At 58.7% G+C, this 11,773-nt stretch carries 10 protein-coding genes; 8 read left to right on the plus strand and 2 right to left on the minus strand.

The genetic code is table 11. From position 1 onward, the window contains the following. Together murU and E3W21_RS13925 are read right to left on the minus strand one after the other, a co-directional pair. Positions 1-672 (minus strand): N-acetylmuramate alpha-1-phosphate uridylyltransferase MurU, encoded by a 672-nt coding sequence (gene murU / locus E3W21_RS13920; RefSeq protein ID WP_134420440.1) that lies wholly within the window; start codon positions 670-672, stop codon positions 1-3. Beyond that, positions 669-1,688 carry an aminoglycoside phosphotransferase family protein gene (locus E3W21_RS13925; RefSeq protein WP_134420442.1) on the minus strand — a complete coding sequence of 340 codons (1,020 nt, stop codon included), beginning with the start codon at positions 1,686-1,688 and terminating at the stop codon, positions 669-671. Before E3W21_RS13925 ends, murU begins: the two co-directional genes overlap by 4 nt. Before the next feature lie 130 nt (positions 1,689-1,818). Between E3W21_RS13925 and E3W21_RS13930 the strand changes: the two genes are divergently transcribed. The 8 genes from E3W21_RS13930 (at position 1,819) to E3W21_RS13965 (ending at position 11,683) form a co-directional block, all read left to right on the plus strand. Continuing rightward, complete coding sequence (locus E3W21_RS13930; protein WP_134420444.1) at positions 1,819-4,620, plus strand: LPS-assembly protein LptD; 2,802 nt, start codon at positions 1,819-1,821, stop codon at positions 4,618-4,620. After that, positions 4,601-5,917, plus strand: coding sequence for a peptidylprolyl isomerase SurA (gene surA / locus E3W21_RS13935; protein WP_134420446.1), 1,317 nt, complete (start codon positions 4,601-4,603; stop codon positions 5,915-5,917). The genes E3W21_RS13930 and surA overlap by 20 nt, the downstream gene beginning before the upstream one ends. Continuing rightward, positions 5,914-6,903, plus strand: a complete 990-nt coding sequence (pdxA, locus tag E3W21_RS13940; protein WP_134420448.1) for a 4-hydroxythreonine-4-phosphate dehydrogenase PdxA — start codon at positions 5,914-5,916, stop codon at positions 6,901-6,903. Before surA ends, pdxA begins: the two co-directional genes overlap by 4 nt. Beyond that, entirely contained in the window at positions 6,900-7,718 is an 819-nt protein-coding gene (rsmA, locus tag E3W21_RS13945) for a 16S rRNA (adenine(1518)-N(6)/adenine(1519)-N(6))-dimethyltransferase RsmA (protein WP_033056215.1), read from the plus strand. The genes pdxA and rsmA overlap by 4 nt, the downstream gene beginning before the upstream one ends. A 121-nt stretch (positions 7,719-7,839) precedes the next feature. Further along, positions 7,840-8,220, plus strand: coding sequence for a Co2+/Mg2+ efflux protein ApaG (apaG, locus tag E3W21_RS13950; protein ID WP_008147202.1), 381 nt, complete (start codon positions 7,840-7,842; stop codon positions 8,218-8,220). After that, positions 8,220-9,101, plus strand: a complete 882-nt coding sequence (locus E3W21_RS13955) for a symmetrical bis(5'-nucleosyl)-tetraphosphatase (protein WP_134420450.1) — start codon at positions 8,220-8,222, stop codon at positions 9,099-9,101. Before apaG ends, E3W21_RS13955 begins: the two co-directional genes overlap by 1 nt. A gap of 33 nt (positions 9,102-9,134) precedes the next feature. After that, a complete protein-coding gene (gene glpE / locus E3W21_RS13960; protein WP_008147200.1) occupies positions 9,135-9,464 on the plus strand; it encodes a thiosulfate sulfurtransferase GlpE in 330 nt (109 codons plus the stop codon). Positions 9,465-9,760: 296 nt separating this feature from the next. After that, entirely contained in the window at positions 9,761-11,683 is a 1,923-nt protein-coding gene (locus E3W21_RS13965; protein WP_033056218.1) for a PrkA family serine protein kinase, read from the plus strand. The last annotated feature ends 90 nt before the right edge of the window (positions 11,684-11,773 follow it).

Genomic DNA, 11,773 nt, shown 5'->3' on the forward strand with positions numbered 1-11,773 from the left:
TCAGCGTCTCGCTTCTAACAGAGTTTCGACTTCAGCCAGACGCTCGTGAGTGCCGACATCCACCCAATGTCCATTCAAGTGCTCGCCGGTGACGTGCCCATCGGCCATGGCTTTGCGCAGCAGCGGTGCAAGCTTGAAGGCGCCGGCGGAGCAACCGTCGAACAGCTGCGGGTGCAGGACCGCGATGCCGCTGTAGGTCAGGGTTGCAGTGTCCGGTTGACCGTCGCGTACTTGCCCGCCGATCAGGCTGAAATCGCCGGTCGGATGATGGGCAGGGTTATCCGCCAACACCAAATGCGCCAGCCCGGTGATGGGTTGGTGCAATACGCTGAAGTCGTAGTCGGTCCAGATGTCACCGTTGACCACCATAAAGGCCTCGTCACCCAGCAACGGCAGCGCGCGGAAAATCCCGCCTCCGGTTTCCAGCGGCTCACCTTCCGGCGAGTACTGAATACGTACGCCGTATTGCGAGCCATCACCCAGGTAGTTTTCGATCAGCTGGCCGAGCCAGGCATGGTTGATCACCACCTCGGTAAACCCCGCCACCGCCAAGGCTTTCAAATGATATTCGATCAACGGTATACCGCCCGCGCGAACCAGCGGTTTCGGCGTGGTCAGGGTCAGCGGGCGCATACGCTCGCCTTTGCCTGCGGCCAGAATCATTGCCTTCATGCATTCGCTCCAGCACGCAGACTCAACAGCAACACATCCAGCTCGGCCAGTTCAGGACGGCGGGCGATCACGGCGTCAATATAAGCAAAGAAGCGCGGTACGTCGCCGAGATAGCGCGGCTTGCCGTCACGGTGGCAGATGCGGGCGAAGATGCCGATCACTTTCAGGTGCCGCTGCACGCCCATCAGGTCACTGGCACGCAGGAAATCTTCGAAGTCGGGCTGAACCGGGATCCCGAGATCGCCCGCTTGCTGCCAGTAAGCTTCCAGCCAGCCGCGCACACGCTCCTCGGGCCAGCTGAGGAACGCATCCTTGAACAGGCAGGTCACGTCGTAGGTCACGGGACCATAGACGGCGTCCTGGAAATCCAGCACACCGGGATTTGGCTCGCTGAGCATCAGGTTGCGCGGCATGTAATCGCGGTGCACCAACACTTTAGGCTGGGCCAGTGCGCTGTCGATCAATAGCTCAGTCACGTTCTGCCAGAGCATTTGCTGCGCCGAGTCGAACTCGATGCCCAACTCGCGCTTCACGTACCACTCGGGGAACAATTCCAGCTCGCGACGCAGCAGCGCCACGTCATAACTTGGTAGCGGTGCAACCATCGGCAACTGCTGAAAAGCCAGCAGCGCTTGCAGGGCATCCTTGAACAAATCGTCGGCATTTTCGCTGTCGATCACGTCCAGGTAAGTCTTGTTGCCCAGGTCATTGAGCAAAAGAAAACCACGTTCGAGGTCTTCGGCATAAATTTTCGGAACATTTATTCCGGATTTCGCCAGCAAAAAAGCGATATCCACGAAGGGTTTACAGTTTTCCTGGGGCGGTGGCGCGTCCATCACGACGAAGCTTCTGCCCTCGCCTTCCCAGCGGAAATAACGTCGAAAACTCGCATCGCTACTGGCCGCGGTCAACGTGGCCGGGGGTACGGCACCCCAACCCTGTTCTGCAAAGAGGGCAGCCAGTTGCTCATCGAGCCAAACTTTCAGGTGTTGCAAACGTACATCTTGGTCAGGCATTGCAAGGGTCTCCGACGGCGCTAGCCGTCAAGCGGGTCATGCTTTATTATCCAGCATCTTTTTCAGACCATCGAGAGGCGTGCGGCCCACACCGCGGGCAGATGGCACGCAGGAAGCCCGGACTAATAAGATGGCATTGAAATCCCCCGCGTTTCGTAAAAAATTTCCGTTGTTGGTTACCGGCAGTCTGCTGGCCCTGCAACCTCTAGCCACTTCGTTCGTGGTCGCCGCGGAACAGTATGACTGCTCAGTCTCTGCTTCGGGTGCCTGGAACTGTGCGCCAAAATCTCCAGCAGCTGCGCTGCCACCTCGCCCCGTCCATGACGGCAGTGCGGCGGTAAGCACGAGCGGCGAGACTCCGGCTGACAGCGGTGCCAGTCAAGACACCGGCGCCAAGCCTGTGCTGGTGACCGAATCCAAGGGCCGCGGCCTGAAGTCGCGTAGCGAAGACTACAGTCACCTCGATTGGGTTCCGCGCGAGAAGCTCACTGCAGCGCAATTGGCCGAAACCGGTCCTTACTGCTCTGGTTCCTATATCGAACCGATTCGTCCTGGCATGAATGACAAGACGAATAAAAGTGACACTCCGACCTTTCTTGGCGCCAAAGCCTCTCGCTACAAGCAGGATGAGCAGGTCGCGACCCTGGCGGGTGACGTGGTCATGCGTCAGGGCAGCATGCAGGTCGAAGCCGACGAAGCGAACCTCTACCAAGCCGAGAGCCGTGGCGAACTGAGCGGCAACGTCCGTGTTCGCGACAACGGCGCACTGATCGTGGGCGACCACGCCGACGTGCAGCTCGACACTGGTGAAGCCAAGGTCGACAACGCCGAATACGTGATGCACAAATCCCGTATCCGCGGTAATGCGCTGTACGCAAAACGTGCCGAGAACGCGATCATTCGCCTCAAGGATGGTACGTACACCACGTGCGAACCGAACAGCAACGCCTGGCAGCTCAAGGGCAACAACATCACCTTGAACCCGGCCACCGGCTTCGGTACCGCGACCAACGTGACACTGCGGGTCAAGGACATTCCGGTTCTGTACACGCCGTACATCTATTTCCCGATCGACGACCGTCGCCAGTCCGGCTTCCTGCCGCCGACCATCGGCACCGGCAGCGATACCGGCTTCATGCTGGTCACACCGTATTACTTCAACCTGGCACCGAACTACGATGCCACGTTGTACCCGCGCTACATGAGCAAGCACGGGCTGTTGATGGAAGGCGAGTTCCGTTACCTGACCCCGTCCAGCGAAGGTCAGTTCGGCGCCGCGTACCTCAACGACGAAGACACCGATCGCAGCAAGCAGACCGATTACCAAAAAAACCGCTACATGTATAACTGGCAGCACAAGGGCGGTCTCGACTCGCGTGTCTTCACGCAAGTCGACTACACCAAGCTCAGCGATCCTTACTACTTCCAGGATCTGCAAACTGATCAGATCGGTGTGAAAAGTGCCGATTACGTGAACCAGCAGGGTTCTGTGAGCTATCGGGGCGACAGCTACACCGCTCGCCTCAACGCCCAGGCCTATCAGCTGGCGACCGTATCGAACATCACGCCGTACGACCGCTTGCCGCAGATCACTTTCAACGGTCAGCTGCCTACGCACCCGGGCGGTCTGAATTTCGATTACGAAACAGAACTCGTGCGCTTTGATCGTGACCTGGAAACGGGTCAGTTCTCCGATGAAGACGGCAACCTGTCGCCTCGCCTGGACACCAACGTGACCGGCCTTGCACGGGCCAACGGCGACCGTATGAACCTCAAGCCAGGTGTCAGCCTGCCGTTGGACTGGACTTATGGTTTCCTGAAGCCGTCGCTCAAGTACCAATACACCCAGTACCAGTTGGATCTCGACGGCCAGGGTAAAGCCGACATTGCCAATCAGACCGCTGAAGGTGATCGACTCAACGGCACCTTTAGCAGCAACCAGAACCGTGGAGTGCCGATCGCAAGCATCGACAGCGGCCTGTACTTCGATCGCAACACCACCTGGTTCGGCAAGAACTATCGCCAGACCCTGGAACCGCGCCTGTTCTACCTCTATGTTCCAGAGAAGGATCAGAGCGACATTCCGGTATTCGACACCGGCGAGTACACCTTCAACTACGCGTCGCTGTTCCGCGACAACCGCTTCTCCAGCTCCGACCGCGTCGGCGACGAGAACAAGTTGTCCCTGGGTATTACCAACCGCTGGATCGAAGAAAACGGTTTCGAACGTCAACGCATTAGCGTCGGCCAGGCCTTGTACTTCAAGGACCGCGAAGTCCAGTTGCCAGGGATCGATGCCAAAACCCGCGACGATGCGCATGCCAACGTTTCGCCTTATGCACTGGAATACGAATACCGCTGGAACCGCGATTGGCGCACCACGGCCGACTACAACTGGGACCCGGACAGCCGCAGCCCTCGCTCGGGCAGCGCGATGTTCCACTACCAGCCTGAAGACAACCCGAACAAGGTCATCAACGCCGGCTATCGCTATCGCAATGACCAGGTCCGTTACGACCAGAACACCGGTAAGTGGCAAGTCGGCGGTGGTGACTACGGCACCCCTGGCCAGCCTGGCTACGTGAAGGATTACTACAAAATCAAACAGCACGACTTCTCGGTGATCTGGCCGATCGTGCCGCAGTGGAACGCCATCAGCCGCTGGCAGTATGACTACAACCGTAACCGTACCCTGGAAGCCTTTGGTGGTTTCGAGTACGACAACTGCTGCTGGAAACTGCGCTTGATCAACCGCTACTTCGTCGACTACGACGAATTTAGCCAGGACGCTCCGCAAAACGAAAAAGGCGACCACGGCGTCTTCCTACAAATCGTTCTGAAAGGTCTCGGCGGCCTCACCGGCGCCAAAGTAGAGAGCTTCCTCGACAAAGGCATCCAAGGTTATCGTGAACGTGAAGACCAAGCTTTCTGATTGTCTGCGCCCGCTAGTGTTGGGCGCGTTGTTCCTGGGTACCGCGGCGAACGCCGCGGTACAGTCCATCGATAAAGTGGTGGCCATTGTCGATAACGACGTGGTCATGCAGAGCCAACTGGACCAACGTGTTCATGAAGTTCAGCAAACCATCGCCAAGCGTGGTTCTGCCGTACCGCCGGCCAACGTGCTGGATCAGCAGGTACTTGAACGTCTGATCGTCGAAAACCTGCAACTGCAGATCGGCGAACGTTCCGGTATCCGCATTACCGACGAAGAACTGAACCAGGCTGTCGGCACCATTGCCCAGCGCAACAACATGTCCGTGGATCAATTCCGCGCCGCCCTGACTCGCGACGGTCTGTCTTATGAAGACGCCCGCGACCAGATTCGCCGCGAGATGGTCATCAGCCGTGTGCGTCAGCGTCGTGTGGCCGAGCGTATCCAGGTTTCCGAACAGGAAGTGAAGAACTTCCTCGCTTCCGACCTTGGCAAAATGCAGCTGTCCGAAGAATTCCGCCTGGCCAACATCCTGATTCCTACGCCGGAAAGCGCCAACTCCGACGCGATTCAGAATGCAGCCAAGCAGGCAGACGCGGTTTACCAGCAGCTCAAGCAAGGCGCTGACTTCGGTCAGTTGGCAATCGCCAAATCCGCCAGCGAAACCGCACTGGAAGGTGGCGACATGGGCTGGCGTAAAGCCGGTCAACTGCCACCTCCGTTCGATCGCATGCTGAGCACCATGGCTGTCGGCGACATTACCCAGCCAATGCGCACACCGGGCGGCTTCATCATCCTGAAGATCCTCGATAAGCGTGGCGGTGAGACCCAGACACGCGATGAAGTGCACGTGCGTCATATCCTGGTCAAACCGAGTCCGATCCGCGACGAAGCAAAAACCAAAGCCCTGGCTCAATCGCTCTACTCCCGTATCGAAGCGGGCGAAGATTTCGGCGAACTGGCGAAAAGCTTCTCGGAAGATCCGGGTTCCGCCCTCAACGGTGGCGACCTGAACTGGATCGACCCGAATGCATTGGTGCCTGAATTCCGCGAAGTGATGGCCAAGACTCCGCAAGGTCAGCTGTCCAAGCCGTTCCAGACCCAATATGGCTGGCACGTGCTGGAAGTCCTTGGCCGTCGCGCCACTGACAGCACCACCCAGGCCCGCGAGCAGCAAGCAATGACCGTATTGCGTAACCGCAAATACGACGAAGAGTTGCAAACCTGGCTGCGTCAGATCCGTGACGAAGCGTACGTAGAGATCAAACTCCCTGGTGCAGACCAGGCAACGCAGTGAAACCCAAACGTTTCGCGCTGACACCCGGCGAACCGGCCGGCATAGGTCCTGACCTGTGCCTGCTGCTCGCCTCGCAAGCCCAGCCACATCCCCTGATTGCCATTACCAGCCACGACCTGCTCCTTGAGCGGGCCGTGCAGCTGGGTGTGGTTGTCGATTTGCTGCCGGTCACCCCGGACAACTGGCCGGATGTACCCGCGCCAGCCAACAGCCTGTATGTCTGGGATACACCGCTCAACGCCAAGGTCACTGCCGGGCAACTGGACAAGGCCAACGCGGCTTTCGTTCTGGAAACCCTGACCCGAGCTGGCCAAGGCTGCCTGGACGGGCATTTTGCCGGCATGATCACGGCCCCTGTGCACAAGGGCGTGATCAATGAATCCGGGATCGCCTTTTCCGGGCACACAGAATTTCTCGCCGACCTGACCCATACCGCCCAAGTGGTGATGATGCTCGCCACTCGCGGTTTGCGTGTGGCGCTGGTTACCACTCACCTGCCTCTTCGCGAGATTGCCGATGCGATCACGCCGGAGCGTCTGGAACGGGTCACGCGAATTCTGCACGCGGATCTACAAGAAAAATTCGGCATTGCCCGGCCACGCATCCTCGTATGTGGGCTCAACCCCCATGCCGGCGAAGGCGGACACCTGGGCCATGAAGAAATCGACATCATCGAACCTACATTAGAGCGCCTGCGCGGCGAAGGAATGGACCTTCGTGGCCCCCTGCCCGCCGACACTCTGTTTACCCCCAAGTATCTGGAGCACTGCGATGCAGTGCTGGCGATGTACCACGACCAGGGCCTGCCTGTGCTGAAGTACAAAGGCTTCGGCGCGGCAGTCAACGTGACCCTCGGCTTGCCGATCATCCGCACATCGGTCGACCACGGCACTGCCCTGGACCTGGCCGGCAGCGGAAAAATCGATACCGGCAGCCTGCAAGTCGCCCTGGAAACCGCCTACCAGATGGCCGAGACCCGTTTATGACCGAGCATTACCAACACCGGGCGCGCAAGCGTTTCGGCCAGAACTTCCTGCACGATGCCGGCGTTATCGACCGCATCCTGCGCGCCATCCACGCCAAGCCCGAAGACCGTCTGCTGGAAATCGGCCCTGGCCAGGGTGCGCTGACTCAAGGCCTGCTTAACAGCGGCGCCCAGTTGGACGTGGTGGAACTGGACAAGGATCTGATCCCGATCCTCAACCAGCAATTTGCCAGCAAGAGCAATTTCAACCTGCATCAGGGCGACGCGCTGAAGTTCGACTTCACCAGCCTGAACGCTGCGCCGAACAGCCTGCGGGTGGTCGGCAACCTGCCGTACAACATCTCTACGCCGTTGATTTTTCACCTGCTGCATAACGCCAGTCTGATTCGCGACATGCATTTCATGCTGCAAAAGGAAGTGGTCGAGCGCCTGGCAGCAGGCCCCGGTGGTGGTGACTGGGGTCGCTTGTCGATCATGGTTCAGTATCACTGCCGGGTTGAACATCTGTTCAACGTTGGCCCGGGTGCGTTCAATCCGCCGCCCAAAGTCGATTCGGCTATCGTGCGCCTGGTGCCTCACGCGGTGCTGCCGCACCCGGCCAAGGATCACAAGCTGTTGGAGCGTGTCGTGCGCGAAGCCTTTAACCAGCGCCGCAAGACCCTGCGCAACACCCTCAAGCTGCTGCTGAGCAACGCTGAAATCGAAGCCGCCGGCGTTGATGGCAGCCTGCGCCCCGAACAGCTCGATCTGGCCGCCTTCGTGCGCCTGGCCGACAAGCTCAGCGAACAAGTCCTACAGACGCCCGCCGCCGACTGACAGGCAATGAGCGTTATCGGGTAGGACACCAGCCTTCATGTCTGGTTTACTACCCGATACTTGGCCTAGACTGAGTTCTATCAGCTACGCCCCGCGTTCCGCTTCGTTTAAGGCCTCTTGCATGTCCGATCCTCGTTACCAGGTCGACGTCAGCGTCGTCACCCGCTATCTGGCAGAACAATCGCAACCCGAGCAAAACCGCTTTGCCTTCGCCTACACCATCACCGTGCACAACAATGGCGAGCTACCGGCCAAACTGTTGTCGCGGCACTGGGTGATCACCGACGGTGACGGGCATGTCGAAGAGGTTCGCGGAGCCGGCGTTGTTGGCCAGCAACCGTTGATCGAGGTGGGCGAAAGCCATACCTACAGCAGCGGCACCGTCATGACCTCCAAGGTCGGCACGATGCAGGGCACTTATGAAATGGTTGCCGACGACGGCAAACACTTCGACGCCATCATCGCCCCATTCCGCCTGGCGGTGCCCGGAGCCCTACACTGATGGCAACGTACGCCGTCGGCGATCTGCAAGGCTGCCTTCAAGCATTGCAATGTCTGCTCAAGCAAGTCGCCTTCGACCCGACACGGGATCGTCTGTGGCTGGTCGGCGATCTGGTCAACCGTGGTCCACAGTCTCTGGACACCTTGCGCTTCCTCTATAGCATCCGCGAATCGCTGGTGTGCGTGCTCGGCAACCATGACCTGCACTTGCTGGCTGCCGGGAAAAACATCGAACGCTTGAAGAAGTCCGACACCCTGCTCGAGATTCTCGCAGCGCCCGATTGCGCGGAACTGCTGGAGTGGCTGCGTCAGCAAAAGCTCATGCACTACGACGAACAGCGCGATGTCGCCCTGGTACATGCTGGTATTCCGCCCCAGTGGTCACTGCGCAAGGCCTTGAAGTATGCCGCCGAAGTCGAGACGGCATTGCGCGATGACAACCTGTTGCCGCCCTACCTCGATGGCATGTACGGCAACGATCCGGCGAAATGGGACAACGACCTCAAAGGCGTGACACGCCTGCGGGTGATCACCAACTATTTCACCCGCATGCGGTTTTGTACCGCCGAGGGCAAGCTTGACCTCAAAAGCAAGGAAGGCCTCGACAATGCGCCACCGGGCTACAAACCCTGGTTTCAGCACAAAGAGCGCAAGACCAAGGGCCTGAAGATCATCTTCGGCCACTGGGCCGCTCTGGAAGGCCGATGCAATGAGCCAGGCATCTCGGCCCTCGACACCGGTTGTGTCTGGGGTGGCGCCCTGACCCTCATGAATGTCGACAGCGGTGAACGCCTGTCTTGCAAATGCGACGAGCATGGCCTTGTCCTGCCGCAAGTCGCCACACTTATCCCCGAACCATCGTCAGCAAGCGCCCCGCGCTAGACTGCGCTTTCAGCCGAGCCACAGGAGCCCGCCATGAGCGAATTCAAACGTATCCCCCCAGAACAGGCCCAGGCCCTGCGCGAACAAGGCGCGGTGGTGGTCGATGTTCGCGACCCAGCGACCTTTGCCGCGCTGCACATCGCCGGCTCGAAGCATCTGGATAACCACTCCATCTCGGATTTCATCCGCGCTGCCGACCTCGATGCACCGACCGTGGTCGTCTGCTACCACGGCAATTCCAGCCAGAGTGCCGCTGCGTACCTCATTAGTCAGGGCTTCTCCGACGTCTACAGCATGGATGGCGGTTTTGAGCTGTGGCGCACGACTTACCCTTCGGAAACGGCGCAAGGCACTTCCGAATAATTTTTTTGTAACGCGCAAGCCCCGGTCCCCGCGGGCTCGCGCGGTGGCAGACGAACGGTCTGCCACAACTAATTACGTATCTCGCCTTTACCTCCCGAATTCCCAACTATCCTTAAGCGCAGGCCATCCAAAACAGGGGAGAGCCGGTACACCGGCGCGCGGGTCATCGGGAGTAGCTTTCGGGGTAGTCAGCTTCGAAAGAGTTCTGGGGGGTAAACAGCGACTGCATATTCGGTCGCTGCCAGCATCGACTGAATGATCCGGCGTCGGCTCCACGTATCGAGCGAGGTGACGTCATGAGTATCTTTAGCCACTTCCAACAACGCTTCGAGTCCACACGCCAGGAAGAACTCTCGCTGCAAGAGTATCTGGAGCTGTGCAAAAGCGACCGCAGCGCCTACGCCTCCGCCGCCGAGCGTCTGTTACTGGCCATCGGTGAACCGGAGCTCCTCGACACCTCGGCCAACTCGAGGCTGTCGCGAATCTTTTCCAACAAGGTGATCCGCCGCTATCCGGCCTTTGAAGACTTCCACGGGATGGAAGAATGCATTGACCAGATCGTGTCGTATTTCCGCCATGCCGCTCAGGGCCTGGAAGAGAAGAAACAGATTCTCTATTTGCTCGGCCCTGTGGGTGGCGGTAAATCATCCCTGGCCGAGAAGCTGAAACAGCTGATCGAAAAAGTGCCCTTCTACGCGATCAAGGGCTCGCCGGTATTCGAATCACCTCTGGGTCTGTTCAACGCCACCGAAGATGGCGCGATCCTCGAGGAAGACTTCGGCATTCCACGGCGCTACCTCAACACCATCATGTCGCCATGGGCGACCAAACGCCTCGCCGAATTCGGCGGCGACATCAGCCAGTTCCGCGTGGTGAAGCTCTATCCGTCGATCCTCAACCAGATCGCCGTGGCCAAAACCGAGCCGGGAGATGAAAACAACCAGGACATCTCGGCGCTGGTCGGCAAGGTCGATATCCGCAAACTCGAAGAATTCCCGCAGAACGACGCCGACGCCTACAGCTACTCGGGCGCACTGTGCCGGGCCAACCAGGGCCTGATGGAATTCGTCGAAATGTTCAAGGCACCGATCAAGGTGCTGCACCCACTGCTGACCGCCACTCAGGAAGGCAACTACAACAGTACCGAAGGTCTGGGGGCGATTCCGTTTACCGGGATCCTGCTGGCCCACTCCAACGAATCGGAATGGCACACCTTCCGCAACAACAAGAACAACGAAGCCTTCATCGACCGGATCTACATCGTCAAAGTGCCGTACTGCCTGCGGGTCAGCGACGAAGTGAAGATCTACGACAAGCTCTTGTTCAACAGCTCCCTGGCCAAGGCTCACTGCGCGCCTGACACCCTGAAGATGCTTGCCCAGTTCACCGTACTCTCGCGACTGAAAGAGCCGGAAAACTCCAACATCTACTCCAAAATGCGCGTGTATGACGGCGAAAACCTCAAGGACACCGATCCGAAGGCCAAGTCGATCCAGGAATACCGCGACAACGCGGGTGTCGACGAAGGCATGAACGGCCTGTCGACCCGCTTCGCGTTCAAGATCCTGTCGAAGGTGTTCAACTTTGATCCGCACGAAATCGCTGCCAACCCGGTGCACTTGCTTTACGTGCTGGAACAACAGATCGAACAGGAACAATTCCAGGCGGAAACCCGCGAACGCTATCTGCGCTTCCTCAAGGAGTACCTGGCACCGCGTTATATCGAGTTCATCGGCAAGGAAATCCAGACCGCCTACCTCGAGTCTTACAGCGAGTACGGCCAGAACATCTTCGATCGTTATGTGCTGTACGCCGACTTCTGGATCCAGGACCAGGAATACCGCGACCCGGAAACCGGCGAGATCCTCAACCGCGTAGCGCTGAACGAAGAACTGGAGAAAATCGAAAAACCGGCCGGCATCAGTAATCCGAAGGATTTCCGCAATGAAATCGTCAACTTCGTACTGCGCGCCCGGGCCAATAACAACGGCAAGAACCCGACCTGGCTCAGCTACGAAAAACTGCGGGTGGTCATCGAGAAGAAAATGTTCTCCAACACCGAGGACCTCCTGCCAGTCATCAGTTTCAATGCCAAGGCCAGCAAAGAGGACCAGCAGAAGCACAACGACTTCGTCACACGGATGGTCGAGCGGGGCTACACCGACAAACAGGTACGACTGCTGTCCGAGTGGTATCTGCGGGTCAGAAAATCACAATAACCCGCTGCCGGTCAGACCGGTTGTCGTCAGCCAGAGGCCTGTGTACGCATTTTCTGTTACACAGACCTCTGGAAGGTGTTCGAAAGTCGG

Source organism: Pseudomonas sp. F01002 (genome assembly GCF_004402115.1).
Classification (GTDB): domain Bacteria; phylum Pseudomonadota; class Gammaproteobacteria; order Pseudomonadales; family Pseudomonadaceae; genus Aquipseudomonas; species Aquipseudomonas frigoris.

Coding starts and splice junctions, on each gene's coding strand:
- E3W21_RS13955 (WP_134420450.1), top strand. CDS start 8,220: ATGGCAACGTACGCCGTCGGCGATCTGCAAGGCTGCCTTCAAGCATTG.
- glpE (WP_008147200.1), top strand. CDS start 9,135: ATGAGCGAATTCAAACGTATCCCCCCAGAACAGGCCCAGGCCCTGCGC.
- murU (WP_134420440.1), bottom strand. CDS start 672: ATGAAGGCAATGATTCTGGCCGCAGGCAAAGGCGAGCGTATGCGCCCG.
- E3W21_RS13965 (WP_033056218.1), top strand. CDS start 9,761: ATGAGTATCTTTAGCCACTTCCAACAACGCTTCGAGTCCACACGCCAG.
- E3W21_RS13930 (WP_134420444.1), top strand. CDS start 1,819: ATGGCATTGAAATCCCCCGCGTTTCGTAAAAAATTTCCGTTGTTGGTT.
- rsmA (WP_033056215.1), top strand. CDS start 6,900: ATGACCGAGCATTACCAACACCGGGCGCGCAAGCGTTTCGGCCAGAAC.
- E3W21_RS13925 (WP_134420442.1), bottom strand. CDS start 1,688: ATGCCTGACCAAGATGTACGTTTGCAACACCTGAAAGTTTGGCTCGAT.
- apaG (WP_008147202.1), top strand. CDS start 7,840: ATGTCCGATCCTCGTTACCAGGTCGACGTCAGCGTCGTCACCCGCTAT.